Below are 26,968 nucleotides of genomic sequence, written 5' to 3'. Positions count from 1 at the left end.
CAATTCGCGCATCAGAGATTCCAGACTTTCGGCACTGGCGCGCCATTTCGCAAGAGCGAAATGATCGGAAACAGCATTTTTCTCAATGTGAAGCCATCTGGCGCAGAAACTCTAACCACGAGCTTTCCCTGCCATTCACTGGCACCGCCGGAAGAACCCAGTATATCGCGGATTTTTGGAAGGAGCGCCTCCCCGAGAGGACCGATATAGAACAGGGTAGCGAACGCCACCTGACCGGAGAGAACAGAGGCCGTCTTCGTCAGTTCGCCGATGTTCCCATCAAGACGAAGCTCTTCGGCATGGATGAGCTTGCCGCCGTGGCGAATGCGCCATCGGTCGCGTAGCAGGCCCTCTTTCATCGCTTCCCCCATGGCCTGACGTCCGAGGAGAATGGCTTCGACGGCAATGAACTCGGCGGAAGCATCGATATCGACTTCCAGCCTGCGGGTTAGCGAGGCACGGTCGAACAGAATGGTTTCCTGGGGTAGCCAATGCAGTTTAGCGCCGGGGCCAACTGTGATGCGGGCAGTAACGGCTGCTGTGCCAGCGCCTGCCTTATAGACTTTTTCACAGGCCTGCGTGGTAACCACGAGCGATGTGCCAGCACCCGCGACGGCCTGCCACTCCAATTCATCACCGCCGGTCAAGCCACCGGAGGAATTGATGAGGATCGCTTCCATTTCATTGGAGAATGTATCGGGTAGCCTGATTTTGGCACAGCCTTCCTGAAACAACTGGTCCAGACGGCTGCGCCCGTTCAGGGCTTTTGTTACAATGCGTCCTCGGCCACGGGCACGTTGCGGACGGGGTTGCTCAATACTTTGCTGGTCTGGCTGCACGTCGTCTCCGATGCATTCGCGGATGCGGAAACCGCTTTCACAGAGCAATCTGCCTTTGACGTTGCATCGACAACCATCTGCCCTTCCGTATTCTGGAAGAAGTCCCACATTCTTTCGGCTGCATCAATCTGTCGAGCCGTATCACCTGTGGAGATTTTACGATCAACGGCTGGCTGCACCTTGCCGGCGACATCACTCGTCGGCTTGCGCATGACGGCTGCGGCAGAGGCGATGACCTCTGTCTTCATCGTGGCGCGTGGCCATGCGTGGTCCCAGGCATCGATGACGTATGAGTGGATACGCGCACCGCTCTTGCAAACATCGTAGGAGTTGAAGGTGAAACTGTCGGTTGCCTTGCTCTTCGCGCCACCCTTGCAGCCATCCATCTCGGCCCAGCGCTTCAAGGCCGTTTCGCCGCTATACTGCCAGTAGGCCTTGCCGCCGCCTTGATAGGGGTTGGCCGGATCCTTCAAGCCTGCGAAAGCGATGATCGACATTGGCTTTGCGGGTGCGCAACTCGCAGTATCCGGCACCCACTTGCCAGAGTTTTCAACGGGAGAGCCTGCGCGCAACGAAGCAACGAAGCCGGCTGCTGTGAAATCCCGATTACCACTGCAGATGAACTGCGACAGCATGCGTCCGCCGCCGGAATATCCAGAGCCAAAGAAGCGCTCTTCATCGACGCAGAATTTAGATTTTACCATCGTAATGGCATCGCGAATGAAGCCGGGCTCATCAAGCCCGCCCTTGCGCGTGGTCACCCCCGGCACGTTCCAGGCATGGGTACCAGGAAGATCGCCATCAAGACTGCCTTGAAGTGCAACCACGACAACGCCCTGGCGTTCGGCCAGTTTGTCCCAGCCGCTACGATCAATCTGTCCGTTGGGGTTGCTGTTGCTTCCATGAAAATCAAAGACGACGGGCAATTTCTTCTGTCCATCATAAGAAGACGGAACAAAATAGACGCCGGTGCGTTTTGAACCTTCAGACGTCAGCGAAAACGCGTGACGGCCCGGTTCCATATTCTGACCGCAGCTTGAGGCTAATGCTGCGGCGCTCATGCCTGTGAGTATGGCAAAGCTCGCAACGAAAACGCGAAGCGGGCGGGCAGCACGGACAAACCGGCTGGAAGCAGTCATTGATATCATCAGCACGCCTTTATTGGCACAGTCTCCCGACACTATGCCGGAAAATGCGTGGAATGTAAGGGTTTGACGGAGCGCGGCATACGGATGTTGAACCACTGTGTCTCGTACGCTGCATTTTGCGTGGAAATAACACAACTCTATACTCAAGGAAACGCTTAAACTGCGCATGAATGCCATGCAAAGATGCATGAGTATTCACAATATTGTTTGAATTTTATCTCTTCGTGATCGTAAAGGCGCCATATTTTACACCGTCAGATGCCGTCTTGCCTCTGGCGTATCCAATGTTTCAGCCAGGCCTTGGTGAACGATCTCGCCCCTGTCCATGATATAGACGTAGTCCGCAAGCTCTCGGCAAAAATCCAGATACTGCTCGACCAGCAAGATCGCCATGCCGGTGGAATCCCGCAAATATTCGATCGCCCGGCCAATATCCTTGATGATCGACGGTTGAATGCCTTCGGTCGGTTCGTCCAGAACGAGGACTTTCGGGCGCGTCACCAGCGCACGACCGATGGCAAGTTGCTGCTGTTGACCGCCCGAAAGGTCTCCACCTCGACGCGAGAGCATGGATTCTAAAACGGGAAACAGGCTGAAGATATCATCGGGAATAAAACGTTCTTTGCGTGGCAGCGGCGCGTAGCCCGATTGCAGATTTTCCTGCACGGTCAAAAGCGGAAAAATCTCTCGCCCCTGCGGCACATAACCGACACCACGCTTGGCGCGCTGGTAGGGCGCAAGACCATTGAGACTTTCGCCGCCGAAGCTGATCGTTCCACCACTTGTCGCGTGCTGACCTGTGACGGCGCGCAACAATGAGCTTTTACCCACGCCGTTGCGACCAAGCACACAAGTGATCTTGCCCATTTCCGCGTTCAGCGAAATGCCACGCAAAGCCTGCGCTGCGCCATAATGAAGATTGATGTTGTCGACGCTTAGCATGATGTCGCTCCCATTATGGTTTTTGGGTGTGGCTCACCCCCCTCTGCCCTGCCGGGCATCTCCCCCTCGAGGGGGGAGATCCAAATGCCGCTCGCACGCTGCCAAATTTGCAACGTTCGAAAGAGATTCGAGGTCAACTCCGAGCCGATCTCCCCCCTTGAGGGGGAGATGCCCGGCAGGGCAGCGGGGCGTGTCACGCGCGCGAACCTCACCATCATCGCCCCAAATAATTCTCGATGACCTTCGGGTCGTTCGACACGAAATCGATCGACCCTTCAGCCAGCACCGAGCCCTCCGCCAGACACGTGACCTTCACGCCGAGGTCGCGAATGAAGCCCATGTCGTGTTCGACCACCACCACGGATCTGGTCTTGGCGATTTCCTTGAGCAGCACGGCCGTCTCTGCCGTTTCCGCGTCTGTCATACCCGCCACGGGTTCATCCACCAGCAGCAGCTTCGGCTCCTGCGCCAGAAGCATGCCGATCTCCAGCCACTGCTTTTGACCATGTGAAAGGTTGGCCGCCAGAGAATCGCGACGGTGGCCAAGGCGGACGGTGGCAAGAATTTCTTCGATTCGCGCCTTGTCGTCTTTCGTCAGCGTGTAGAACAGCGTGGCGAAGACACCGCGCTTGCGGTTCAGCGCCAGCTCCAGATTATCCCAAACGGTGTGGCTCTCGAACACAGTCGGCTTCTGGAATTTCCGGCCAATGCCGAGCCGGGCGATATCGGCCTCGTCCTTTTTGGTGAGATCGATGCTGTCCTCAAACAGCACCGTGCCACTGTTGGGGCGCGTCTTGCCGGTGATGATGTCCATCATCGTCGTCTTGCCCGCCCCATTGGGCCCGATGATAGCCCGCAGTTCGCCGGGCTCGACCACGAAGGACAGCGAGTTCAGTGCCTTGAATCCATCGAAGGAGACCGACACGCCATCCAGATAGAGCAGGCTTTTCGTTCTGTTTTCAGAGACCGTATTCATATCCGTTACTCCGCTGCCTGTTGCGCCGTCTTGGCAGCTTCAGTGGACGCCACCTGCCGCTTCTCGCGCCGCCCTGCCAGATGGTGCTGGACAGTACCGACAATGCCCTTGGGGAAAAACAGCGTGACCGCGATGAACAATCCACCCAGCGCAAACAGCCAGAATTCAGGGAATGCCCCGGTGAAATAGCTTTTGCCACCATTGACCAAGACAGCACCCAGGATCGGCCCGATCAGCGTGCCGCGCCCGCCGACTGCCGTCCAGACCACGACTTCAATGGAATTGGCTGGCGAGAACTCGCCGGGATTGATGATGCCGACCTGGGGCACGAACAAGGCTCCAGCAATACCCGCCATCATGGCCGAGACGACAAAGGTGAAGAGCTTGATGTTCTCAACCCGGAAACCCAGGAAGCGCACGCGGCTTTCGGCATCACGAACGCCCACCAATACCTTGCCGAATTTGGAATTGACGATGCCGGAGGCGATCATCAGGCACAGCGCCAGCATGATGGCCGTCATGGCAAACAGAACCGCACGCGTACCATCCGCCTGCACGGAAAATCCGAGAATATCCTTGAAATCCGTCAGGCCGTTATTGCCGCCGAAACCCATGTCGTTGCGGAAAAAGGCCAGCAGCAGCGCATAGGTCATCGCCTGGGTGATGATCGAGAGATAGACGCCATTGACTCGAGAGCGGAAGGCGAGCCAGCCGAACACGAAGGCCAGCAAACCCGGTACCACCAGCACCATCAGCATGGCAAACCAGAACATGTCGAAGCCATGCCAGAACCACGGAAGTTCCTTCCAGTTCAGGAAGACCATGAAATCAGGCAGAATGGGGTGACCATAGGTGCCGCGCGTGCCGATCTGCCGCATCAGATACATGCCCATGGCATAACCGCCGAGCGCAAAGAACGCGCCATGACCGAGCGAGAGAATGCCGCAATATCCCCACACCAGATCGAGCGCCAGTGCCAGAATGGCATAGGACAGATACTTGCCCAGCATCGACATGATGTAGGTCGGAATGCGAAACGCACTGTCTGCGGGCAAGAGCAGATTGGAAGCGGGCACCAGCAGCGCAATGGCCAGAATGATGCCGATGGCAATGGAGATGCGGCGGTCGAGCGCGCGAAGGAGAAAGCCGGTAATCATGCTTCGATCGCCCTTCCCTTAAGTGCGAAGAGACCACGGGGCCGCTTCTGGATGAACAGGATGATGAGGACGAGGACGAGAATCTTGCCGAGAACCGCACCGACCGTCGGCTCAAGGAATTTGTTGAGTACGCCGAGCGTCAGCGCCCCGACAAACGTGCCCCAGAGATTACCGACGCCGCCGAACACCACCACCATGAAGCTATCGATGATGTAGGACTGGCCAAGATTGGGCGAAACGTTGTCGATCTGTGAGAGCGCAACACCAGCCAGCCCGGCGACGCCGGAGCCGAGCGCAAAGGTGAAAGCATCGACCCACGGTGTGCGAATACCCATGGACGATGCCATGCGCCGGTTCTGCGTCACGGCACGCATTTGCAGACCGAATGCGGAGCGCTTCAAAAGCAGAAGCAGGGCGAAAAACACCGATAGCGAGAAGCAGACGATCCAGACGCGGTTCCAGGTGAAGTTGAGATAACCGACACTGAAGGAGCCGGACATCCAGCTGGGATTGCCCACCTCGCGGTTCGTTGGCCCGAATATGGAGCGCACCCCCTGCTGCAAGATAAGAGAGATACCCCATGTCGCCAGCAGGGTTTCCAGCGGGCGGCCATAGAGAAAGCGGATGACGCCACGTTCCATCACGAGGCCCACAGCACCCGTAACCAGAAACGCCACAGGCAGCGCAATTGTCAGCGACCAGTCGAACATACTAGGGTAATTGCTGCGGATCACCTCCTGCACCATGAAGGTGGAGTAAGCACCGATCATCACCATCTCGCCATGCGCCATGTTGATGATGCCCATCACGCCAAAAGTAATGGCAAGGCCAATGGCCGCAAGTAGTAGAACGGAACCAAGCGACAGGCCGTACCAGATGTTCTGTCCAGCGTCCCAGAGCGCAAGCGTGCTTTCGATATGGGAAATCGCGGCATCGACATCGGGTTTCAGGCTGGCGTCGGTAACAGGCGCAGCAGCCATCAGGATGCTGATTGCACCGCGTCCACCCAAACTCCTGATGGTCTCGATGGCAGCGCGCTTTTCCTCAATGGAGCGATCAGAGGCCAGCAGCGAAACGGCGCGCGCTTCTTCCATGCGAGTACGCACCTGGGCATCCATTTCCTTGGCAAGAGCCGCTTCCAGCAATTGCAGGTTTTCAGCGCTCGGCGCTTTCAAAACGGCGTCGGCGGCAGAAAGACGAACGGATTTGTCGGGGCTGAGCAGCGTCAAGCCACCAAGGGCTGCGCGAATGACACGGCGAAGATTATTGTTGACCCTGATCTTGGTCACGGCAGCCTTTGGCACCTCGCCAGCACTGACCCCCGTCAAAGGATCGATCAGCGTGAAATTGGCCCCAGCGACTTTGGCCATGAAAACCAGATTGTCGGCCTTGCGGACGTAGAGATCACCCTCGGCATAGGCTTCCAGAGCGGGCACCACACGCGGGTCTCCGGTTGCGGCAATCTGTCCGGTCAGCGTTTCAGCCTGCTTGAAGTCGGCGGTACCCAGCGCATCTATCAGCGCTTTGGGATCGCTTTGTTGGGCGAAGGATGGAGCGGCGATCCCAAGCGTCAGCCATAGAAACATGGCTCGAAGAAGAAATCGGATCGTCATGTCAGCTCCTCAATTTACGGTGCTTCAGTGTGGGTGTTTGAGCGTCGTGGGTGTGGCTCACCCCCCTCTGCCCTGCCGGGAGATCCACTCTCTCGACGTCATCCTCGGGCTTGACCCGAGGATCTAACCACGTTGACAACGAGCGCGGAGCAGCGGAAGCAGATCCTCAGGTCAAGCCCGAGGATGATGACGTTGGAGTGGGAAGAGGCGCTCCTTATCGATGCGCCTCAAACCTCCTCAATATTACATCCCCTTACCGCCGCACTTGCCCGTAGCGACATTGAAGTTGCCGCACGACATCGGCTTGCGCCAATCGGAGATCAGGTCCTTGCTGTCCGGCAGGTAGTCCGACCACTCATCACCCACGACCTGCGCGGTCTGCTGAACGATTTCGAACTGGCCGTCCGACTGGATTTCACCGATCAGCACTGGCTTGGTGATGTGGTGGTTCGGCATGACAGTGGCGTAGCCGCCGGAGAGGTTCGGAACCGAGACACCGATGATCGAGTCCAGAACCTTGTCGGTCTCAGTCGTGCCCGCAGCCTCTACAGCCTTCACCCATGCGTTGAAGCCGATATAGGCGGCTTCCATCGGGTCATTGGTCACGCGCTTGTCGTTCTTGGTAAAGGCATGCCATTCCTTGATGAACTCGGCATTCACAGGGCTATCGACGGACTGAAAATAATTCCAGGCTGCAAGGTGGCCAACCAGCGGGCCGGTATCGAGACCGGCGAGTTCTTCTTCACCAACAGAAAAGGCGACCACTGGAATGTCTTCGGCCTTCACGCCCTGGTTTGCCAGTTCCTTGTAGAAAGGCACGTTGGCATCACCATTGATGGTGGAAACAACGGCGGTCTTTTTGCCGGCAGAGCCGAATTTCTTGATGTCGGAGACGATGGTCTGCCAATCGGAATGACCGAATGGCGTATAGTTGACCATGATGTCTTCAGGCTTCACGCCCTTGGATTCCAGATAGGCCTTGAGGATTTTGTTGGTCGTCTGTGGGTAGACATAGTCCGTACCCGCCAGAACCCAGCGCTCGACACCTTCTGTGCTGGCAAGATAATCGACCGCTGGAATCGCCTGCTGGTTAGGAGCAGCACCGGTGTAGAAAATATTGCGGGAGGATTCCTCGCCTTCATACTGCACGGGATAGAAGAGGATCGAGTTCAACTCTTCGAAAACTGGCAGAACGGATTTGCGCGAAGACGACGTCCAGCAACCGAAGACGGCGGCGACCTTGTCTTGGCTAATCAACTGACGAGCTTTTTCAGCAAAGAGCGGCCAGTCGGATGCAGGATCAACGACGACGGCTTCAAGCTTCTTACCGAGAACGCCACCCTTCTTGTTCTGCTCATCGATGAGCATCAACATCGCGTCTTTGAGCGTCGTTTCGGAAATTGCCATCGTGCCGGACAGCGAATGCAGAACACCGATCTTGATGGTGTCGTCAGCGGCAAAAGCACCATGGAACGCGGTGGTGGATAAAATGGCACCGAGCAAAGCGCCGGTCAGCATCTTCTTGCCCATGCGTGTTGTTTTGAAAGTCATCGGAAGGACCCCTCTCCTGTTCAGCCTCTTTGGGCTCAGCGATTATTTTACCGCTGCTGGAGGGGACTATCGGTCTCGCATCTGCAAAACCGTATACGTCAATTGACGTAGGTGGGGTGGCGAAACCGGAACGCTCGCCCATTCCTCCCGGCGCTCATCTGATTGCGCCGAGACATGCTGGAGATCAAGCGTTCAGTTGTGCGGCTTGTCGGTGTCAGAATTTTCCAGGATCGCTTCCTGATGATACCAGCTATCGAAGTCGATATGGGTCTTCGGTGCTGTGACCGAAGGACCGTTCAAAATAGCATCGTTACGCAGTCCCTTAAAGCCTGAACGGCCGCCAACGGGAAACTGGTAGATTGTGGCGCTCTCCATATGTGGTTCGCTTCTCATGACATTCACTCTTTCGTTGAATACCCGGCATTGTTGCTTCACTTGGAATATACTCTCAAAAAAGCTGAAAAGCACCCCATCTGATTAAAAAAATATCAATAAGCCTAAAAATTAGGCGGCGCATCATCAGTTTGATCTAAAGAACAGTCTTTATGCAGATATCGACTCAAATCGCGAAGTTTTTGCGGGAAAATTGAGCTCACACGCTAAAACGGCATCATTTTTGACCAAAAATAGCGCCTGCCCCTGCAAAAGCATCGGAAATTGCACGCTTTTCCAATTTGTGACATTTGGCTTTTCGCTGATTTTTGACTCTTGAGAATCACTTTACTGCAAAAAAATGAAGACGATCTTATCTCAATAGCGAAACTGGCACGGCGCATGCTTCTGTAAGAACAGCACTTGAAAGCGGGAACGGTTGAGAAAACGGTTTTACTCGCAGAAGGATATCAAGGCTTCGCATCTTAACCTATGAGAGGTTCGTAATGACTAAGTTCAAACTCGAGTACATCTGGCTGGATGGTTACAAGCCGGTAGCAAACCTGCGCGGCAAGACGCAGATCAAGGAATTCGACGAATTCCCGACACTCGAGCAGCTTCCGCTCTGGGGCTTCGATGGCTCCTCCACGATGCAGGCCGAAGGCCATAGCTCGGATTGCGTGCTGAAGCCCGTCGCCATCTATCCAGACCCAGCCCGCACAAACGGCGCGTTGGTCATGTGCGAAGTCATGATGCCGGACGGCGTTACGCCACACGCATCCAACAGCCGCGCAACCATCCTTGACGACGAAGGCGCTTGGTTCGGCTTCGAGCAGGAATACTTCTTCTACGAAGACGGTCGTCCGCTCGGCTTCCCTGAGCAGGGTTACCCGGCTCCACAGGGTCCATACTACACAGGCGTCGGCTACAAGAACGTCGGCTCCATCGCTCGTGAAATCGTTGAAGAGCATCTCGATCTCTGCCTCGAAGCCGGCATCAACCACGAAGGCATCAACGCCGAAGTGGCCAAGGGTCAGTGGGAATTCCAGGTTTTCGGCAAGGGCTCCAAGAGCGCTGCCGACCAGATCTGGATCGCTCGTTACCTGCTTCTTCGCCTTTGCGAAAAATACGGCATCGACGTCGAATTCCATTGCAAGCCGCTCGGCGATACCGATTGGAACGGTTCCGGCATGCACTGCAACTTCTCCACCAAGTTCATGCGTGAAGTTGGCGGCAAGGAATATTTCGAAGCGCTCATGGCTGCTTTCGAAAAGAACTGGAAAGAGCACATCGACGTTTACGGCCCGGACAACCATCTGCGCCTGACCGGCAAGCACGAAACAGCGCCTTGGAACAAGTTCTCCTACGGCATCGCTGACCGTGGTGCGTCGATCCGCGTTCCGCACTCCTTCGTCAACAACGGCTACAAGGGCTACCTCGAAGACCGTCGTCCGAACAGCCAGGGTTGCCCATACCAGATCGCTTCCGTCGTCCTCCAGACGATTGCTGAAGTGCCGCTCGCAAAGTCTGCTGCTGCCTGATAAATCAGAAGATGGCGTCGCTCGTTCCGGTGACGCCATTTTTGTGTCCAGAGTTTGCAATTGCGAACGGCTGCTCGCTGGGTTGACCTTTCCCTCCCTCGTACGCGGCCTATTCTCCGCGTTGACGTAACCAATAAATCGGGACGGTGAGCGATGGGCATTCTCCAAAAATTTTCGCTGGAAAACCGCACGGCCATCATCACCGGCAGCGGGCGCGGCCTCGGCTTTGAAATTGCCAAGGCCTTTACCGAGGCGGGAGCCCATGTCTGGCTGACCGGGCGCAATGCCGAAACGCTGGAAAAATCGGCCAACAGCCTTCGTGAAGCCGGCGGCAAAGCGGACTATGCTGCCTTCGATATCACTGACACCGCCGCTGGCAGCAACCTCGTTCACCGAGTCATGAAAGAGGCCGGGCACCTCGATATTCTCGTCAACAATGTTGGCGCACGAGACCGACGTCCGCTCTGTGACTTCCAAGACGATGACGTGCTGGACCTCATCCGCACCGACCTCACCTCTTCCATCTGCCTGTCACGGGATGCAGCCGAAGCCATGAACGCAAACGGCTACGGGCGCATCATCACCATCACCTCCATCCTAGGTCATGTGGTAAAGCCGGGTGACGCGATCTACCCCGTCGCCAAGCAGGGTCTGACCGGATTGATGCGCAGCATCGCTGTGGAGTATGGCGCGCGCGGCATCACAAGCAATGCCATCGCACCCGGTATGTTCGCGACAGAAACCAATGCCGCGCTCGCGGAGGACCCGGATATGATGGCTTTCGCCAAGCTCCGCGTGCCTTTGGAACGCTGGGGAAAACCGGATGAAATCGCCGGAGCGGCTCTCTTTCTGGCCAGCGATGCGGCCTCCTTCGTCAACGGCCACGTCTTGACAGTGGATGGCGGCATGTCAGTGCGCCTTTGAGCCCGGTGAAGCCGTAATTCTCTTGCAAACCAAACCCGTTAGCCCGAATGTGCACAATTGAGCATCACCCCAAAAAAGGCGCTGGTTTTTAGGCATGGCCGCACGGCAACGCATCATCCCCGTCAGGCGCGAATATAATCGCTGGGTCGCCAACCAGACGCTCGAAGACTACGCGCTGCGCTTTACTGCCAAAAGCGCCCGGAAATTCTCCTCCAGCCGCATCTCGCACACCGCCATTGGCGCCATTTCCTTTCTGGCGCTGGAAGCCATCGGCGGCGCGATCACTCTGTCCTACGGCACGACCAACGCGTTTTACGCCATTCTCGTCGCCGCCACCGTCATGCTGGCCGTGGGCGTGCCGATCAGCCGTTATGCCATTCGCTACGGTGTCGATATCGACCTGCTGACGCGCGGCGCGAGCTTTGGCTATATCGGCTCAACCATCACCTCGCTCATCTACGCCGCCTTCACCTTCATGCTGTTTGCTATCGAGGCATCGATCATGTCCGGCGCGCTGGAACTGGCGCTCGGCATACCCCTGTGGATCGGCTACATCATCTCGGCCATCATGGTTATTCCGCTGGTCACTCACGGCGTGCGGCTCATCAGCCGCTTTCAGATCATTACCCAGCCTTTCTGGATCATCCTCAACGTCCTGCCCTTCATCTTCATCGCATTTCTGGACTGGGAAAAGTTCGATGTGTGGCGCGCATTCGCAGGCATTCACCACGCTTCCGGCCCGCCTGGAACAACGGCTGATTTCAACCTGATCGAGTTCGGAGCCGCATCCGCCGTGATTCTGGCACTGATGTCGCAGATTGGTGAACAGGTGGATTTCCTGCGCTTCCTGCCTGCGGATGGCAAGCTGAAGCTGCGGCATCGGTTTGCCGTGTTTCTGGCAGGTGCTGGTTGGGTTCTGGTCGGCGTGCCGAAACTGCTGGCGGGTTCTTTTCTTGTCGTCCTGACCTTCAGCTCCGGCGTTCCGGTGGATCGCGCTGCCGATCCCTCGCAGATGTACCTCACCGCCTTTGGCTATATGATACCAAACGAAAACGCCGCTCTGTTGCTGATGGTGGCTTTCGTTGTCGTTTCGCAATTGAAAATCAACGTCATGAACGCCTATGCCGGGTCTTTGGCGTGGTCGAACTTCTTTTCCCGTCTCACACACAGCCATCCGGGTCGCGTGGTCTGGCTGGTGTTCAACGTGCTGATCGCGCTGCTGTTGATGGAACTCGGCATCTACCGGCTGCTGGAAGAAACGCTCGGCATCTTCTCCATCATCGCCATGGCATGGCTTTGCACCATCTCCGCCGACCTTTTCATCAACAAGCCGCTCGGCCTTGCGCCACCCGGCATCGAGTTCAAGCGCGCGCATCTTTACGACATCAACCCCGTGGGCGTCGGCACCATGGCGCTGGCCGCGACCATCGCTCTCAGCGCCCACTTTGGACTGTTCGGGACACTCGCCGCATCGCTTGCACCCTATCTCACCCTCGTCGTCGCCTTCACCGTTTCGCCATTACTCGCCTGGGGCACCAAGGGCAAATTCTACCTTGCCCGCAAGCCGCGACAAAAGTGGAAGCAGGAAAGCAGCATTACCTGCTCCATCTGCGAACATCCTTTCGAGCCGGAAGACATGGCGTGGTGCCCGGCCTACGCCGCGCCCATCTGTTCGCTCTGCTGCTCGCTGGATAGCCGCTGCCACGATATGTGCAAGCCAAAAGCCAAGCTGAACTATCAGGTCGCCACTGTCGCACGCACGTTCTTACCGGATGATCTGGTTTCCCGTCTCTCAAGCCGATTAGGCCGATACGCCATGTCGGCAGCACTTGCCATCGCGGTCCTCGGCGCGACGCTGGCGCTCATCGCGCATCAGGTGGGCACCGCCTCGCCCGCCACTGTCGATGTGGTCAACCGCACGATCCTCGCCGTCTTCTTCGTCTTTGCCGTCATAGCGGGCATCGTTTGCTGGTTTCTCGTTCTCGCCCACGATAGCCGCGTGGTGGCGGAAGAAGAATCCTCGCGGCAGAACACGCTTTTACTGAAGGAAATTGCTGCACATAAGAAAACGGATGCGGCACTTCAGAACGCCAAGGACACGGCTGAAGCTGCCAACCGCGCAAAAAGCCGTTATGTGGTTGGCCTTAGTCATGAATTGCGCACGCCGCTCAACGCCGTTCTCGGCTACGCACAAATCCTCGAGCGTGACGAAACGATCCCGCAACCGCGCCAGTCCGCCATAAAGGTCATCCGTCGCTCCGCAGATCATCTCTCGGGACTGATCGATGGCCTGCTGGATATTTCAAAGATCGAAGCAGGCCGTCTGCAGGTCTATTCCAATGAAATCAACATTCAGGATTTCCTCGACCAGATCATCGATCTATTCCGCCCACAGGCGCAGGCAAAAGGGTTGGAGTTGCTCCATCAGCGCACCCGCGCATTGCCGCAATATGTGCGTACAGACGAAAAACGCCTGCGCCAGATCCTCGTCAATCTTCTCTCCAACGCCATCAAGTTCACCGATGCAGGCACGGTCAATTTCGATGTCACCTATCGCAGCGAGGTCGCCACCTTCACCATTTCGGATACCGGACGCGGCATTGCCGAGAAGGATTTAAGCCGCATTTATGAGCCCTTCCAGCGCGGTGAAGCCGAAAGCATTCGCCCCATGCCGGGCCTTGGCCTTGGACTCACCATCACCCAGCTTTTGACCAACACGCTGGGCGGCGAAATTTCCGTCGTCAGCCAAAAGGACAAAGGCTCTACCTTCAAGGTGCGGTTGATGCTCTCGGCCGTTCATCGTCCCAGCACCGCCCCTGCCCCGGAAAAAACCATCGTCTCCTATTCCGGCCCACGTCGCACCATCGTTGTGGTCGATGACAATGAGGACCATCGCGAACTGATGCGGGAAGTTCTCGGGCCCCTCGATTTCGTTGTCCTGACGGCGCAAAGCGGCCCGGATTGCCTTACCCTCATCGAAGGTGTCAAACCCGATCTCTTCCTTATCGACATCTCCATGCCCGGCATGAGCGGTTGGCAGCTCGTCACGAAACTGCGCGAAGCGGGCCAGACAGCACCTCTCATCATGCTCTCGGCCAATATCGGCGATGGCTCCATTGCCGGTGCTGGTGAGGATAACCACACTGACACGATTGCAAAGCCTGTCGATATCCGTCAGCTCTGTGATAAACTCGCGGTGCATCTGGGCCTGAGCTGGATTTATGAAGCGGACGTCCCGCCCCCGCCAAAGCCCGTCAAAGCCGTGATAAAAACGCCGGGACAATCGCATATTCAGGATTTGCGGCAGCTGGGCGAGATCGGTTACATACGCGGCATAGAAGCCAAGCTTGCCGACCTTGCACGTGATGCCGACAACCAACCTTTCACCGATAAATTGAACACCTACGTCCAGGTCTTCGATATGGCGGGCTACGCCGCATTTCTCTCCAGCTTCGAAGGTGACGACATGACACAGGAGCGTCAGCCATGAGCGTGCAGATGACGGCGCACCCCAGAGATATCGTGCTGCTGGTGGATGACAGCCCTGATACACTGGGATTTCTAACCGACGCTTTGGAACAGTCAGGCTTTTCGGTACTGATCGCCACCTCAGGTCAAGCAGCACTCAACATCGCTGACCGCATCACACCAGACATCATTCTGCTCGATGCTGTCATGCCTGCGATGGATGGATTTGAAACCTGCGCGCGCCTCAAGTCCAACGCCGCCTTGACGCAGGTGCCGGTTATTTTCATGACGGGTCTTACCGAGACCGAGCATGTCGTGCGCGCATTGGAATCCGGCGGGGTGGACTATCTGACCAAGCCGATCAACATCGACGAATTGCGGGCGCGCATTCGTGTTCACCTCGCCAATGCCCGCTCTGCGCAAAGCGCACGTGTCGCACTCGATGCCGCTGGGCGCCATCTTCTGGCGGTTCGCAGCAATGGCTCGATCCACTGGTCGACGCCACAAGCCACACGGCTGGTCAACGCTGCAACTGGCAGCGACGATGGTCTGGATATCGTGTCCGCCCATGTCGCTCAATGGCTTGAAAATCGGGAAAATGACGGGCTTCGAGACGCACCGCTCATCATTCAGCAAACCGAGCGCGCAACGCTGCAACTGACATTTCTCGGAGCAATGGGACCGGACGAACACCTGTTCCGTCTCACAGCGGCAAACGATAAACCTGCTGATGTGCTGCTGCGACAGCATTTCGCGCTGACGATGCGGGAATCCGAGGTTCTGCTCTGGATCGCAAAGGGCAAGGCCAACCGCGACATTGCCGAAATTCTCGGCCTCTCCGCCCGCACGGTAAACAAGCATCTCGAACAGATCTACGTCAAACTCGGCGTTGAGAACCGTGCGTCAGCAGCTGTGAAAGCCGCCCATATTCTTCACGACACATAAAAAACGGGCGCGGATGATGCGCCCGTTTTTCGAACTATCGCCTTAGACCAATTAACGGCAAACGCGCGTCTTTTTGATAACAACCCGGCCGTGATGCTGGGTGCGAACCTTCTTGACGAAGCAATCGCGTGGTGCACGGTGATGGCGAGGACGGTATTCTTCGCGCACCGGCTGGCGGATAACGCGTTCTGTTGTTGTGACCGTTACGCCCTGCGCAAAGGACGGTGCAGCAAAGGTGAAGACGGAGGAAACAGCGATCAAGGACGAGATGAGAAGGGTTTTCATTTTAAGACCTCATTGATAGTGCAGTGAAACGTTGCATCGCGCTTTCGGTTCCCGTTCTGAACATTAATACGGTGTAATGTATCGACACCGAAAAACTTTATGTTTTCCAAGAGATAACATGAGAAAAAAGTCAGATAATCTTGTCGTCATTTCCGGCTGTTCAGGCGGCGGCAAGTCCACGTTGCTGGCGGAACTGGCACGACGCGGTTACGCCACTATCGAAGAACCGGGCCGCCGGATCGTCGCCGCTGAAATGAGCGCAAGAGGCACTGCCCTTCCATGGATCGATATGGAAGCCTTTGCCCGTCTGGCTGTCTCGGTATCGCTGAAGGATCGTGCGCAAGCACCTGAACGCGACTGGGTGTTTTTCGACCGAAGCCTGATTGATGCCGCCTCTGCCCTTCACCATGCAAGCGGCGACGGCTTGCTGTATCAATTGAAGACCGAACACCGTTACAATCCGCTGGTGTTCATGACGCCACCGTGGCCCGAAATCTACGTGACCGACAATGAACGCAAACATGATCTCACCGTAGCAGACGCGGAATATGAACGTCTGCTGCGCGACTACCGCGCGCTCGGTTACGAGACCATCATTCTCGCGAAATCCAGCACCAGCGAACGGGCCGACACCATTCTACAGACGATAGCAGGTTCCACCTGATACGCACTTAGGGCTGGCGATCTTTTAGCAACTCCGAGGCAGTTACGAAGCCGAAACCCCGTTGCCGCAAACCATCGATGATATGCGGCAAGGCCTGACGGGAAACATCCCGGCTTCGATACATCACATGCAGAAGAATGATGGAGCCGTCTTTTGCGTTATCGACCACATATTGCGTCATGGCATCGGCATTCCCGGCAACCTCTGGATAGGATTCTGGCTCCACGTCCCACATGATTGTCTTGCGATCATGCTGCGAAAGATACCATGGCAATGTAAGGAGCTTTTTGCCGTAGGGCGGGCGGAAGAGGATTTCACCACGATATCCAGCGCTGCGTATGGCGGCATCCGTCCGCTCTATCTCGTCTTTTACGCTGCCTGGACCCATCCACGCCATGTTGGAATGGGTATAGGAGTGGTTGCCGATCTCATGGCCCGCATAAGCGATCAGCCGCGCCTGCGGCAGATTTTCAGCCATCTCTTTGCCGATCAGAAAAAACGTCGCTTTCACGTCGCGTTCCTTGAGGATCGTCAGAACGTCCGTCGTGAACCGCACCGATGGACCATCGTCGAAAGTCAGGGCAACGACGGGCCTGTTCGTTTCGACGCGCGCGACGATGTCGCCGAACAATTGCGTCGTACGAGCGTTGCTATACAGATGGAGCGACACGATCGCCAGCAGAAGAACGGCAACGATGCCAGAGCCAGTTACAATACGCCGCGTCTTCATTGCTATCCCTAATTGCAATATCCAGATGAAGATGTTATCGCCAGCCTTGTTGTCTCCATTGTGGCAATCACCGCAGATGCCGTCTGGAAACGAAAAAGCCCGGCATCGCTGCCGGGCTTCTGATGAAATGTGGCTTAAGACTTACATGCCCTGCTGGAAGTAGCTGTACTTGCCATCCGGGCCCTTCTTCCACTCGTACATGACGTAGCCTGGAAGCTTCGGGTCACCCTTTTCGTCGAACGAGAGTTCGCCGAGAACTGTTGCGAACTTGCCCTTCTTCATGGCAGCAGCAACGGCTTCCGGATCAAGCGAGCCGGCGTCCTTGGCAGCAGCAGCAATCGTCTGCAAAGCGGCGTAGGAGTAGAGCGTGTAAGCTTCTGGGTTGAAGCCAGCGGCCTTGAACTTGGCAACCAGGTCCTTGTTGGCAGGGTTGATGGTTGGATCAGGGCCGAATGTGTTCAGCGTACCTTCAACAGCGTCGCCAGCGATGGAGGCCAGTTCGTTGGAGACGATGCCGTCACCGGAAACGAGCTTGGCCTTCAGACCCTGGTCTGCGGCCTGGCGGATGATGAGACCGGCTTCGGTGTGGAGACCACCCCAGTAGATAACCGATACGCCAGCTTCCTTCATCTTGGCGATGAGGGCCGAGAAGTCCTTGTCGCCAACGTTGACGCCTTCGTAGATGGCTTCTTTGACGCCAGCTGCGTTGGCTGCCTTCTTGGTTTCATCGGCAAGACCCTGACCGTAAGGCGTCTTGTCATGAATGATGGCGACTTTGGCGTCCTTGAAGTTGTCAGCCAGATACTTGCCGGCAATACCACCCTGCTGGTCATCACGTCCGCAGGTACGGAAGGTGTTCCACAGACCGCGTTCGGTGAAAACCGGGTTTGTCGCAGCAGGCGTGATTTCGAGGATGCCATTTTCTGCGTAGACTTCAGACGCCGGAATGGAAACGCCGGAGTTGAAGTGACCGACGACGAACTTGACGCCATCAGCAACGAATTTGTTGGCTACGGAAATGCCCTGCTTGGGATCGGACACGTCGTCGCCAAGCACGATCTTGATCTGTTCGCCGTTGATGCCACCAGCAGCATTGATGTCTGCTGCAGCCTGCTCAGCACCCTTCTGGAGCTGTGCACCAAAAGCCGCATTCGGGCCCGTCAGAGGGCCGCCGACGCCGACGAGAATGTCAGCCCAGGCAGATCCACTGAAGGCGACCATTGCGGTCAGCGCAACTGCGGAAAGAAGAGACTTCTTCATTATATTACTCCCAGTTCCATGGTTGGGTTGGTTATCCTTGCCTGATCAGCACCCACCTTAACTGCTCAGGCTGTTCCACTCTTGCGGGCATTCTGAATTCAGAAAAACGCCGCTGTCAATCTTTCTTCTTATAAGAAAACGCTGAAGTCCGCTCATACAGCCAATAGTACCTATCGACCATCTGGCTGGTGCGCCGCATGCGGAAACCAACCGTTGCTAGAACGAGCAGAAGAACGACATCGATCAGGTAATAGAACCCGTTGAGCATGGGTCCAGCAAACAGCGAATAGTGCAGGAAGCGCATCACGACGCCTAAAAGCAGCACGTAAACGACGACCATTGGATAGTCGCCCCATCCATCCGCAACCGACTTTCCAGCCCGCCACGCCGTCCAGAACCCAAGAAGGACGACCAGCACGCGCAAAACATAACGCACACCAATGTCACTTTCGAAAAAAAGTCCTTGCATCTTTTTCCCCATCCGTGCCCCGAAACATTTTCGCCGCAGAGCATGCCTTTGGTATAGCGCCCACCGTTTATCGGAAGGCTTTATTGTTATCTGTGATCGACAAAGCCCGAGGGTATTTGCCGATGATCTGCGCCCGCAGTTGCAGGCGCAGGAGACGTCAGTGACGACCGCCTTCGAGATAGGCGGCGCGTACTTCCGGATTTGCCAGAAGCTCCTTGCCGGAACCGCTCATCGTCACCTTGCCGTTGACCATGACATAGGCCCGGTCGGACAGCTTCAAGGCTGCAAAAGCGTTCTGCTCCACGAGAAAGACGGTCAGGCCTTCTTCCTTGTTAAGCGTCTTGATCGCCTCGAAGATGCCCTTGACGATCAAAGGCGCGAGGCCGAGCGACGGCTCGTCCAGCAACAGCAGCTTTGGTCGTGACATGAGCGCACGACCAATGGACAACATCTGCTGCTCACCGCCCGAAAGCGTACCGCCTCGCTGGCTCTGACGTTCCTTCAGGCGCGGGAACATCACGAAAATCTTTTCGACGTCCTCTTTGAAGTATTTGAGGTTATCGAGGTTTGCGCCCATCTGAAGATTTTCCAGCACGGTCATGCGTGGAAAAATACGACGACCCTCTGGAGACTGCGCGATACGCCTGCGAGCAATCAGATGCGTCGGCACCTGGGTGATGTCTTCACCATCGAAAATGACCGAACCGGTGCGCGCCTGCGGGCTGCCGCAGATCGTCATCATCAAGGTCGATTTTCCCGCACCGTTCGCGCCGATCAGGCTGACGATCTCGCCGCGGTTAACCTCGACATCGACGCCAGCCAATGCGCGAATGTTACCGTAATAGGTTTCAACGTTCTGGACTTTGAGAAGGGGTTCACCGGACATCAAAGCGTTCCCCCGAGTTCTTCTGCAATCACTTCTTCCACTTCATCATCCTCGACACCCAGATAGGCGGCGATGACCTTCGGGTCGTTCTTCACATGATCAGGCGTGCCATCGGAGATCTTCTGGCCATACTCCAGAACCACGACGTGATCCGAAATTTCCATGACGACAGACATATCGTGCTCGATGAGAAGCAGCGACGTCCCCTCGGCACGGATGCCGCGCAACAGGTTGTTGAGCGCCAGAGATTCCTTCGGATTAAGACCGGCCGCCGGTTCATCCAGGCACAAAAGTTCCGGCTCCGTGCACATGGCACGGGCAATTTCCAGACGGCGTTGCGCACCATAGGGAAGATCGCCGGCCGGATCGTCAGCGCGTTCCGTCAGATCGGCTTTATCGAGCCAGTATTTGGCCTTGTCTATCGCACCCGCCGCAGCCTTTTTGTAGACCGGCATGCCGAGCAGACCAAGGAACGTGTAACCGGATGCCTTCATCAACGCGTTGTGTTGGGCAACCAGCAGGTTTTCCAGCACGGTCAGGCCGGAGAAAAGCCGGATGTTCTGGAAAGTACGCGCGACCTTTGCCTTTTTGGTGATTTCGAAATCCGGCAAACGCTCGAGAAGATGCTCCTCACCGGTTCTGCGACGCATTGTGATCATACCCATCGTCGGCTTGTAGAAGCCGGTGATGCAGTTGAAGACGGTCGTCTTGCCTGCCCCGTTCGGACCGATCAGTGCGGTGATTTCACCGCGCTTGGCCTCGAAGGAGAAGTCGTTGATGGCCATCAGGCCGCCGAACTTCATGGACAGGTGTTCGACTTTCAGGATCGTGTCTTTTGTCATGTCAATATTTCCGGAAGCCATCAGCCGTGACCTTCCTTGGTGAAGCTGCCGGAGACGGACTTACGCTCTTTCAGGAAGGCCGTGGGCTCACGCGAGCCGACAAAACCGCGCGGTTTGAACAGCATGACAATGATCATCGCCAGGCCGAACAGCAGCATTCGGTAGAGTTCCGGCGTGAAATCCGGTCCGAAGATGTGCTTCAGGAATTCCATTTCACGAAGCAGTTCCGTGCCACCCACCATGACGACAGCTGCAATTGCGATGCCGGTAAGCGAGCCCATGCCGCCGAGAACGACGATGGCGAGAATGACAGCGGATTCGAGGAACACGAAGCTTTCCGGCGACACGAAACCCTGACGCGCCGCGAAGAACGAGCCTGCAAAACCGCCGAACATCGCACCTGTCGCAAACGCCGTCAGCTTGGTCTTGACGGTATCGATACCGAGCGAACGGCAGGCGATTTCGTCTTCACGCAGGGCTTCCCACGCACGGCCGATCGGCATGCGGCGCAGCTTGATGGTGACGTAAGCCGTCAACATGCACAGCAGTAGGATCACGTAGAACAGGAAGATCTTGTAGTAGGACGAGGACATCGTCAGGCCAAAAACCTTGGCGAAGTTGTTCGGCGCGCCGACATCGAACGACCAGATGCCGAACACGGATGCCTTGGCGATACCCGAAATCCCGAACGTTCCCTTGGTGACCTCAGTCCAGTTCAAAAGAACAAGGCGGATGATTTCACCGAAGGCGAGCGTGACGATGGCGAGATAGTCACCGCGCAGACGCAGTACCGGAAAGCCGAGTATGATGCCCCAGAAGGCGGCAAGAATACCGGCCATGGGCAACAGCACCCAGAACGACAAGCCGAAATAGCTGGACAGCAACGCGTAGGAGTAAGCACCAACCGCGTAAAAGGCGACGTAACCCAGATCGAGCAGGCCAGCGAGGCCAACCACGATATTCAGGCCCCAGGCCAGCATGACGTAGATAAGGATCTGAATGCCGAAGTTATCGACGAGTTTCAGTGACCCTTGGAAGCCGAAGAGGCCAACAGCGATTGCAGGATAGATCAGCAGAAACACAAGCGCGATCTTGAGGAAATGCTTGCGCAGGAAACCCTTGTCTTCGGAAATTTCCAGAACGCCGGATTTTGCCTTCGCCAGTTTGCGGCTATCCAGATGTGGCTTGATGAAGCCGACGACGAGGAAACGGCCAACGGCGGCAATAGCAACGAAGATGGCCAGAAGGCCCCAACGCGTACCCCATATCAACTGGTTGTTGATGTCCTGATAGGTGACGATGCCGATGTAAAGAACGAACATTCCCAGCGAGACGACACCCGCAAGAAGGCCCTCCTTCAACGCATGCGCCATCACGCTCTGGCCGGAATTGTCTTTTTCAGAGGTAATATTTGCCATGATCTTAAACCTTCTCGACTTCCGGACGGCCCAGAATACCAGTCGGCTTGAAAATCAGAACGAATGCAAGGATGCCGAATGCAGCAACGTCCTTGTAGGCGATGGAGAAATAGGCAGACCAAAGGCTCTCGATGAGACCGATGAGCAAACCACCCAGCACGGCACCCGGAAGAGAGCCGATGCCGCCAAGAACGGCTGCGGTAAACGCCTTGACGCCCGGGATAAAGCCGTCGTTGAAGGACGCGACACCATAATACATCAGATACATTGTACCGGCGACGGCAGCGAGAGCAGCGCCCATGACGAAGGTGATCGAGATCGTGCGGTCAACATCCACACCCAGAAGGGCAGCCATCTTGCGGTCCTGCTCGGTGGCACGTTGCGCACGGCCAAGCGGCGTCTTGTTGACGATATACCAGAAAGCGAACAGCAGAACCGAAGTGATGACCACAATGACAAGCTGCTTCAGCGAAATGGTGATGGCACCGAAGTGATAGACGTCCGTTACCAGCGACGGGATCGGCTTGTTGCGCGGGCCCTGCGCCACCTGAATGAAGTTCGACAGCGCAATCGACATACCGATCGCCGTGATCAGCGGCGCAAGACGGAAGGAGCCTCGAAGCGGGCGATAGGCCACCCGTTCAATGGCCCAGTTCCACAGACCGGTCATCAGCATTGCCACAACCATCATGACCAAAAGGAGAATGACGACGGGAATACCGGCAAAAAACGATGTCAGAATCAGAAAAACGATCAACGCGGCGAAGCCGCCCAGCATGAAGATATCACCATGGGCAAAGTTGATCATGCCGACAATGCCGTAGACCATCGTGTAGCCAATAGCGATGAGGCCATAGATCGAGCCAAGAGTCAGCCCGTTGATGAGCTGCTGGAAGAAGTACTCCATATTTTTCCCCCGGACCCACTCTCGAACGGAACAGGTCTCGTTTATGTTGCTTCCGGGGGCTGCATTTTTTGTCCCCCTTACCCAAAACCCATATCGGGTTCGGAAGAAATGTGAAGTCAAAAACGAGTCATTTTGCCCAAAATTTGAATTTTCCTCATGCATTGCTGCCTGACAGATCACAACGGTGATATTTTCAGCATCAATTGCCGTAAAAAGCAGCTGGCATTCAAAAATCCCGCGTGTTTCAGATCATCCGGCGGCAATTCGGTTGCGTTGTAAATCAAATAAGGAAGGCTTATGTCGTCTTTGCTGGAGAATCCATCTGGCGACCGGCTAAGGGACTTAGATGCTTGAAATATTGATTGCGGCAACCTTGAAGGCAGGCAAAGAGATCATGTCGGTCCATGCCGCAGGTCCCCATGTCACATATAAGAACGATTGCTCCCCCGTTACCGAAGCCGATCAGCGGGCAGAAGACGTTATTCTCGAAGCGCTTGCGCATCATTTCCCAGACATTCCTGTCATCGCGGAAGAAGCCGCGGCCAACGGCATTGTGCCAAACGCCGGTGACGAATTCTTTCTGGTCGATCCTCTGGATGGAACCAAGGAGTTCATTTCCGGCAAACAGGATTTTACCGTCAACATCGCTCTGGTTCGCAATGGCGCCCCGGTAATGGGCGTCGTCTATGCGCCCGCACTGAAGGTGCTTTGGACCGGAGACGGAGACATCGCCTGCAAGGTTCAGATTTCCGATGAGTTCGAGCAGACTGATGTGCGCAAGGTTCGCTGTCGCGCCAAGCCGACAATTCCGATCGCCGTTATCAGTCGCTCTCACTGCACGCCGAAGACGGAGGCCTTCGTTGCCGAACGAGGATTGATCGACAGTATATCCATCGGCTCCTCATTAAAATTCTGCCTGCTGGCCGAAGGGGCGGCAGATGTTTATCCTCGCTTCAGCCGCACAATGATGTGGGATACGGCAGCGGGCGATGCCGTGCTCAGAGCAGCCGGCGGCATAACGCTGGATATGTCTGGTGCGCCCCTACGCTATGAACTCGATGACAGCGATAGCGACGGGCTTGCCAACCCTGATTTCATCGCCTGGGGTGCGGCACCCTAAAAGCAGCTCAAAAAATAATTTCCTATTTTTCTCCACGGCATCAGGCATGGCCGCACACTCTTCGTTGCAACGGAGATCGAACCATGACCGAACAGACAACACGACTTGAACTGCCCTATATCATGCCGTCCCAGGCGCAAAAGCACGTAACGCATAATGAAGCCCTGCAAAGGCTGGATGCCATCACGCAACTGGTTGTCCAAAGCGAAATCAGTACGCCTCCCGGCACACCTGAAGAGGGCGACTGCTTTCTGATCAGCTCCACAGCCACCGACGATTGGGAAAACCGGGCCGGGAAACTGGCATTCCGGCAAGACGACGCCTGGATTTACATATCACCACGCGAGGGCTGGCAGGCCTGGTTCGTGGAACTCGAGCGCCCAAGAGTGCTGCAAACCGGCGTATGGAAAGACGTGCCTCCCCCTGAAAACGGGCGTTTTCTACAACTTGGCGTAAACACCACAGCGGATACTGTCAACAGATTGGCCGTTTCGTCACAGGCCAGCCTGTTCACCAACGCCCTCTCTGGCGGCGGGCACCAGATCAAGGTGAACAAGGCATCCTCCAACGATACGGCATCGTTACTGTTTCAATCCGGATGGAGCGGACGCGCGGAAATAGGACTGGTAGGAAATGACAGTTTCTCGATCAAGACCTCGGCGGATGGCGCGTCATGGACAACCGCACTTTCAATCTCGGGCGCCGGGCATGTCTCCATGCCCGTACGACCCTTGGTGCGCGCTGGACGCGCAACCGGCAACATTTCGCATGCGGCTGGCTCTATTTCAGGCTTTACCGATCTTCCTGTCCAACAGGGTGGATTTACGCTTGGTAACGTCGTTGTCGAGGCGTTGAAGGAACTGCTGATCCCGGCAACTGGTATCTACGTCATGACCTTGTCGGTGGCAGTTTCCTCGTCTTCCGGCCATACGGTAACGATCAGGATCAACGGAGCGGCAAGCTCATTTGCATTGAACGGCACCGCATCCGCTGCCAACAGCTTGCAATCGGCAAGCTTTCTTGTCCCGCTAAAAGCGAATGACCGCATATCGCTCGCCCATAGCGGCAGTTGCCAGCTTGCTTACGGACCTGGGAAAACAGAAGTCTCTTTGATGATGCTCTGATCACCAGGCCTGCCGTTACGACGAAAGGTGACGGCAGGCAACTTTACTTTCAATATAGGGGGGCAGCCAGAGAAGAGCCAATTATGGGCCGATCACGACTACCCGCAAACATGATGAAATTCCGATATGACTTTATTTGGCTGTAACTGACATAAAAAAAGACAAAATGATTTTTTCTTTTTGGCACAAGAATCCAGCAAAGCTCGAACAAATCAGGCGAAACCATTCAAATTCTTAACAAATCCTCACAAGTTGCTTAGGTAATTTTTAAAGGTACGGCCCTAGAGTGCATCAAATATGGTCTTGAGTTTGTGTAGAGTGTCCAATGACCGAAATGATACGCCCACGAGTTAAATATGTCATCGGCCCCGATGGCAGCCCTCTTACGATTGCCGACTTGCCCCCTGCGGATACGCGCCGCTGGGTCATTCGTCGAAAGGCAGAGGTTGTCGCCGCGGTACGAGGAGGATTATTGAGCCTCGAGGAAGCCTGCGAACGTTATACGCTGACAGTTGAGGAGTTCCTCTCCTGGCAGTCTTCTATCAGTGACCACGGCCTTGCTGGCCTGCGCACAACGCGCATCCAGCAGTACCGCCACTAGTTTACGATTTCCCGTCAAAGGGAAATCGCCGACAAATATCAAGCGTCACCTTTCCCCGGGATGATGGGGAATGTGTGGCGCTGATTTGTTCTGGCTCTGTGAAAAAGCAGACTGTTTGTGGGTCTTTCGGGCTGATCAAAACCAGAAGTCTGTCACGGCCCGCCCGTCGATCGGTAAGTCGTCAAAGCTGTGCAAACCATCGAACCGCACGATCGGGATATCCGCGACGTCGGCAGGTTCAGCAAGACGCAGGTTGACAGCTATCCGCAAGCGGCCATCCTCCTCTGCTTTCGTTCGGCGCCAAGAGACCAGATTGCCGCATGTCTTGCAGAAGTTAAAAGACAATACGTTTGATCCCCGTTGATATCCAACGAGTTGAGCGTGCGGATCATATATCGAAATGCCGTGGCCTTCATATTCATAGGCCCAAAGAACACCGTAGCGACGGCACGCGGTGCAGTTGCAAATTGTTGCATCCGGTATCTCGCCCCGAAACTCCCAATGCACGTTCCCGCAAAGACAAGAGCCTCTGGTCAGTTTTTGTGCCGTGACCGTTTTTGCGATGTGGCTCATCGATTTCCAACCTTCAAGTGTTTGAGATTGTGTAACCGATCACAATCGCCAAATCACTCGCATAAAAAAACCGCTCGAACATCGAGCGGTTTTTGTCGGTGCCATAGAAAAACAATTTGCGCCGGGCACATCTTAACGATTGCTACCGACGACAAGACATGACGTCACACCATTGAAAGCAGCCTCCTGATCCACTGGCCACCGTCAATGAGGACGTTTCGTTCTTCGTATGTGTCTCAGGCGCGAGCGCGAATCGCAACGTCGCGATTTTCGAGAGCAGTTGCTCTCTCGTACTCGGCCTGTACTTCTTCCAGGACCGTTTCTGCGGCTTCTTCCTGCATCTTCAGTTCGCGAATGGAGACCTGAAGATTATCCGCGCGTTGGCGAGCGGCCTTCGCGAAGGTCGGATAGGCGAAATGCGTTGGATCTGTAATCCCCGATTTGCTCTCCTCCAGAGAAATCTGATGGACCAACTCCTTGGCCATTCGTTCGAATTCGGACATCATTGATTGCAATTGCTGCAATTGACGACGTTTTTCGTTGACCTGAAATTCCTTCAGGCGAACTAGGCTGTCACGCGACTTCATACGCAATACTCCGTGGATAGCGAGAC

Annotated in this window: 26 protein-coding genes; 8 read left to right on the top strand and 18 right to left on the bottom strand. The window is 55.8% G+C overall.

All coding sequences use genetic code 11. The features are described from left to right. Positions 1-11: 11 nt before the first annotated feature. From ATO67_RS03715 to ATO67_RS03675, 8 genes are all read right to left on the bottom strand, one after another. Positions 12-839: an urease accessory protein UreD gene (locus ATO67_RS03715; protein ID WP_067644559.1), complete on the bottom strand. Its 828-nt coding sequence runs from the start codon at positions 837-839 to the stop codon at positions 12-14. Further along, positions 770-1,987 carry a CE1 family esterase gene (locus tag ATO67_RS03710; protein ID WP_425352179.1) on the bottom strand — a complete coding sequence of 406 codons (1,218 nt, stop codon included), beginning with the start codon at positions 1,985-1,987 and terminating at the stop codon, positions 770-772. The genes ATO67_RS03715 and ATO67_RS03710 overlap by 70 nt, the downstream gene beginning before the upstream one ends. A gap of 246 nt (positions 1,988-2,233) precedes the next feature. Continuing rightward, complete coding sequence (urtE, locus tag ATO67_RS03705) at positions 2,234-2,929, bottom strand: urea ABC transporter ATP-binding subunit UrtE (RefSeq protein WP_067644555.1); 696 nt, start codon at positions 2,927-2,929, stop codon at positions 2,234-2,236. A 214-nt stretch (positions 2,930-3,143) separates the two neighbouring features. Beyond that, positions 3,144-3,905 (bottom strand): urea ABC transporter ATP-binding protein UrtD, encoded by a 762-nt coding sequence (urtD, locus tag ATO67_RS03695; protein WP_067644550.1) that lies wholly within the window; start codon positions 3,903-3,905, stop codon positions 3,144-3,146. A 5-nt stretch (positions 3,906-3,910) separates the two neighbouring features. Beyond that, positions 3,911-5,062, bottom strand: a complete 1,152-nt coding sequence (gene urtC, locus ATO67_RS03690) for an urea ABC transporter permease subunit UrtC (RefSeq protein WP_067644547.1) — start codon at positions 5,060-5,062, stop codon at positions 3,911-3,913. Next, positions 5,059-6,675 carry an urea ABC transporter permease subunit UrtB gene (gene urtB / locus ATO67_RS03685; protein WP_067644545.1) on the bottom strand — a complete coding sequence of 539 codons (1,617 nt, stop codon included), beginning with the start codon at positions 6,673-6,675 and terminating at the stop codon, positions 5,059-5,061. Before urtB ends, urtC begins: the two co-directional genes overlap by 4 nt. Before the next feature lie 243 nt (positions 6,676-6,918). Further along, entirely contained in the window at positions 6,919-8,205 is a 1,287-nt protein-coding gene (gene urtA, locus ATO67_RS03680) for an urea ABC transporter substrate-binding protein (RefSeq protein WP_106404903.1), read from the bottom strand. A 213-nt stretch (positions 8,206-8,418) separates the two neighbouring features. Then, positions 8,419-8,619, bottom strand: a complete 201-nt coding sequence (locus ATO67_RS03675; RefSeq protein WP_067644541.1) for a DUF2735 domain-containing protein — start codon at positions 8,617-8,619, stop codon at positions 8,419-8,421. 485 nt (positions 8,620-9,104) lie between these two features. On the opposite strand from ATO67_RS03675, the gene ATO67_RS03670 reads away from it, so the two are divergent. The 4 genes from ATO67_RS03670 to ATO67_RS03655 all read left to right on the top strand — a co-directional run bounded on the left by ATO67_RS03670 (position 9,105) and on the right by ATO67_RS03655 (position 15,476). Next, entirely contained in the window at positions 9,105-10,139 is a 1,035-nt protein-coding gene (locus tag ATO67_RS03670; RefSeq protein ID WP_067644538.1) for a glutamine synthetase beta-grasp domain-containing protein, read from the top strand. Between the two features lie 153 nt (positions 10,140-10,292). Continuing rightward, complete coding sequence (locus ATO67_RS03665; protein ID WP_067644535.1) at positions 10,293-11,063, top strand: SDR family oxidoreductase; 771 nt, start codon at positions 10,293-10,295, stop codon at positions 11,061-11,063. Between the two features lie 94 nt (positions 11,064-11,157). Beyond that, positions 11,158-14,553 (top strand): hybrid sensor histidine kinase/response regulator, encoded by a 3,396-nt coding sequence (locus tag ATO67_RS03660; RefSeq protein ID WP_067644531.1) that lies wholly within the window; start codon positions 11,158-11,160, stop codon positions 14,551-14,553. Next, positions 14,550-15,476 carry a response regulator transcription factor gene (locus ATO67_RS03655; RefSeq protein ID WP_067644527.1) on the top strand — a complete coding sequence of 309 codons (927 nt, stop codon included), beginning with the start codon at positions 14,550-14,552 and terminating at the stop codon, positions 15,474-15,476. The genes ATO67_RS03660 and ATO67_RS03655 overlap by 4 nt, the downstream gene beginning before the upstream one ends. A gap of 51 nt (positions 15,477-15,527) precedes the next feature. Here ATO67_RS03655 and ATO67_RS03650 read toward each other — a convergent pair whose 3' ends face one another. Then, positions 15,528-15,761, bottom strand: a complete 234-nt coding sequence (locus ATO67_RS03650; RefSeq protein WP_067644524.1) for a hypothetical protein — start codon at positions 15,759-15,761, stop codon at positions 15,528-15,530. A gap of 118 nt (positions 15,762-15,879) precedes the next feature. On the opposite strand from ATO67_RS03650, the gene ATO67_RS03645 reads away from it, so the two are divergent. Then, positions 15,880-16,425 (top strand): AAA family ATPase, encoded by a 546-nt coding sequence (locus tag ATO67_RS03645; protein ID WP_067644521.1) that lies wholly within the window; start codon positions 15,880-15,882, stop codon positions 16,423-16,425. A gap of 7 nt (positions 16,426-16,432) precedes the next feature. Here ATO67_RS03645 and ATO67_RS03640 read toward each other — a convergent pair whose 3' ends face one another. The 7 genes from ATO67_RS03640 to ATO67_RS03610 all read right to left on the bottom strand — a co-directional run bounded on the left by ATO67_RS03640 (position 16,433) and on the right by ATO67_RS03610 (position 22,937). Further along, entirely contained in the window at positions 16,433-17,155 is a 723-nt protein-coding gene (locus tag ATO67_RS03640) for a polysaccharide deacetylase family protein (RefSeq protein ID WP_067644519.1), read from the bottom strand. 141 nt (positions 17,156-17,296) lie between these two features. Beyond that, a complete protein-coding gene (locus tag ATO67_RS03635) occupies positions 17,297-18,415 on the bottom strand; it encodes a branched-chain amino acid ABC transporter substrate-binding protein (protein WP_067644517.1) in 1,119 nt (372 codons plus the stop codon). A 115-nt stretch (positions 18,416-18,530) separates the two neighbouring features. Then, a complete protein-coding gene (locus tag ATO67_RS03630) occupies positions 18,531-18,884 on the bottom strand; it encodes a DUF6867 family protein (protein WP_067644514.1) in 354 nt (117 codons plus the stop codon). 157 nt (positions 18,885-19,041) lie between these two features. Continuing rightward, positions 19,042-19,770 carry an ABC transporter ATP-binding protein gene (locus tag ATO67_RS03625; RefSeq protein ID WP_067644511.1) on the bottom strand — a complete coding sequence of 243 codons (729 nt, stop codon included), beginning with the start codon at positions 19,768-19,770 and terminating at the stop codon, positions 19,042-19,044. Further along, complete coding sequence (locus ATO67_RS03620; protein ID WP_067644509.1) at positions 19,770-20,633, bottom strand: ABC transporter ATP-binding protein; 864 nt, start codon at positions 20,631-20,633, stop codon at positions 19,770-19,772. The genes ATO67_RS03625 and ATO67_RS03620 overlap by 1 nt, the downstream gene beginning before the upstream one ends. After that, positions 20,633-22,030 (bottom strand): high-affinity branched-chain amino acid ABC transporter permease LivM, encoded by a 1,398-nt coding sequence (gene livM, locus ATO67_RS03615; RefSeq protein ID WP_067644507.1) that lies wholly within the window; start codon positions 22,028-22,030, stop codon positions 20,633-20,635. The genes ATO67_RS03620 and livM overlap by 1 nt, the downstream gene beginning before the upstream one ends. Positions 22,031-22,034: 4 nt before the next feature. After that, positions 22,035-22,937 (bottom strand): branched-chain amino acid ABC transporter permease, encoded by a 903-nt coding sequence (locus tag ATO67_RS03610; RefSeq protein ID WP_067644505.1) that lies wholly within the window; start codon positions 22,935-22,937, stop codon positions 22,035-22,037. Between the two features lie 346 nt (positions 22,938-23,283). On the opposite strand from ATO67_RS03610, the gene cysQ reads away from it, so the two are divergent. From cysQ to sciP, 3 genes are all read left to right on the top strand, one after another. Next, positions 23,284-24,057: a 3'(2'),5'-bisphosphate nucleotidase CysQ gene (cysQ, locus tag ATO67_RS03605; protein ID WP_067644502.1), complete on the top strand. Its 774-nt coding sequence runs from the start codon at positions 23,284-23,286 to the stop codon at positions 24,055-24,057. An 83-nt stretch (positions 24,058-24,140) separates the two neighbouring features. Beyond that, on the top strand, positions 24,141-25,181 hold the full coding sequence (locus tag ATO67_RS03600) for a DUF2793 domain-containing protein (protein ID WP_067644499.1): 1,041 nt from the start codon (positions 24,141-24,143) through the stop codon (positions 25,179-25,181). Between the two features lie 325 nt (positions 25,182-25,506). Next, positions 25,507-25,782, top strand: coding sequence for a CtrA inhibitor SciP (gene sciP, locus ATO67_RS22265; protein WP_027675777.1), 276 nt, complete (start codon positions 25,507-25,509; stop codon positions 25,780-25,782). 135 nt (positions 25,783-25,917) lie between these two features. On the opposite strand, the gene ATO67_RS03595 is transcribed toward sciP, so the two are convergent. After that, entirely contained in the window at positions 25,918-26,355 is a 438-nt protein-coding gene (locus tag ATO67_RS03595) for a GFA family protein (RefSeq protein ID WP_067644497.1), read from the bottom strand. A gap of 236 nt (positions 26,356-26,591) precedes the next feature. Further along, positions 26,592-26,942 (bottom strand): flagellar export protein FliJ, encoded by a 351-nt coding sequence (locus ATO67_RS03590; protein WP_067644494.1) that lies wholly within the window; start codon positions 26,940-26,942, stop codon positions 26,592-26,594. Positions 26,943-26,968 lie beyond the last annotated feature (26 nt).

It is taken from the genome of Agrobacterium bohemicum, assembly GCF_001562555.1.
Lineage (GTDB): Bacteria > Pseudomonadota > Alphaproteobacteria > Rhizobiales > Rhizobiaceae > Agrobacterium > Agrobacterium bohemicum.
Note: the sequence above shows the minus strand (reverse complement) of the source record. Positions and strands in the feature narration are given on the sequence as shown.

Coding starts and splice junctions, on each gene's coding strand:
- ATO67_RS03710 (WP_425352179.1), bottom strand. CDS start 1,987: ATGATATCAATGACTGCTTCCAGCCGGTTTGTCCGTGCTGCCCGCCCG.
- urtE (WP_067644555.1), bottom strand. CDS start 2,929: ATGCTAAGCGTCGACAACATCAATCTTCATTATGGCGCAGCGCAGGCT.
- urtD (WP_067644550.1), bottom strand. CDS start 3,905: ATGAATACGGTCTCTGAAAACAGAACGAAAAGCCTGCTCTATCTGGAT.
- urtC (WP_067644547.1), bottom strand. CDS start 5,062: ATGATTACCGGCTTTCTCCTTCGCGCGCTCGACCGCCGCATCTCCATT.
- urtB (WP_067644545.1), bottom strand. CDS start 6,675: ATGACGATCCGATTTCTTCTTCGAGCCATGTTTCTATGGCTGACGCTT.
- urtA (WP_106404903.1), bottom strand. CDS start 8,205: ATGGGCAAGAAGATGCTGACCGGCGCTTTGCTCGGTGCCATTTTATCC.
- ATO67_RS03675 (WP_067644541.1), bottom strand. CDS start 8,619: ATGAGAAGCGAACCACATATGGAGAGCGCCACAATCTACCAGTTTCCC.
- ATO67_RS03670 (WP_067644538.1), top strand. CDS start 9,105: ATGACTAAGTTCAAACTCGAGTACATCTGGCTGGATGGTTACAAGCCG.
- ATO67_RS03665 (WP_067644535.1), top strand. CDS start 10,293: ATGGGCATTCTCCAAAAATTTTCGCTGGAAAACCGCACGGCCATCATC.
- ATO67_RS03660 (WP_067644531.1), top strand. CDS start 11,158: ATGGCCGCACGGCAACGCATCATCCCCGTCAGGCGCGAATATAATCGC.
- ATO67_RS03655 (WP_067644527.1), top strand. CDS start 14,550: ATGAGCGTGCAGATGACGGCGCACCCCAGAGATATCGTGCTGCTGGTG.
- ATO67_RS03650 (WP_067644524.1), bottom strand. CDS start 15,761: ATGAAAACCCTTCTCATCTCGTCCTTGATCGCTGTTTCCTCCGTCTTC.
- ATO67_RS03645 (WP_067644521.1), top strand. CDS start 15,880: ATGAGAAAAAAGTCAGATAATCTTGTCGTCATTTCCGGCTGTTCAGGC.
- ATO67_RS03640 (WP_067644519.1), bottom strand. CDS start 17,155: ATGAAGACGCGGCGTATTGTAACTGGCTCTGGCATCGTTGCCGTTCTT.
- ATO67_RS03635 (WP_067644517.1), bottom strand. CDS start 18,415: ATGAAGAAGTCTCTTCTTTCCGCAGTTGCGCTGACCGCAATGGTCGCC.
- ATO67_RS03630 (WP_067644514.1), bottom strand. CDS start 18,884: ATGCAAGGACTTTTTTTCGAAAGTGACATTGGTGTGCGTTATGTTTTG.
- ATO67_RS03625 (WP_067644511.1), bottom strand. CDS start 19,770: ATGTCCGGTGAACCCCTTCTCAAAGTCCAGAACGTTGAAACCTATTAC.
- ATO67_RS03620 (WP_067644509.1), bottom strand. CDS start 20,633: ATGGCTTCCGGAAATATTGACATGACAAAAGACACGATCCTGAAAGTC.
- livM (WP_067644507.1), bottom strand. CDS start 22,030: ATGGCAAATATTACCTCTGAAAAAGACAATTCCGGCCAGAGCGTGATG.
- ATO67_RS03610 (WP_067644505.1), bottom strand. CDS start 22,937: ATGGAGTACTTCTTCCAGCAGCTCATCAACGGGCTGACTCTTGGCTCG.
- cysQ (WP_067644502.1), top strand. CDS start 23,284: ATGCTTGAAATATTGATTGCGGCAACCTTGAAGGCAGGCAAAGAGATC.
- ATO67_RS03600 (WP_067644499.1), top strand. CDS start 24,141: ATGACCGAACAGACAACACGACTTGAACTGCCCTATATCATGCCGTCC.
- sciP (WP_027675777.1), top strand. CDS start 25,507: ATGACCGAAATGATACGCCCACGAGTTAAATATGTCATCGGCCCCGAT.
- ATO67_RS03595 (WP_067644497.1), bottom strand. CDS start 26,355: ATGAGCCACATCGCAAAAACGGTCACGGCACAAAAACTGACCAGAGGC.
- ATO67_RS03590 (WP_067644494.1), bottom strand. CDS start 26,942: ATGAAGTCGCGTGACAGCCTAGTTCGCCTGAAGGAATTTCAGGTCAAC.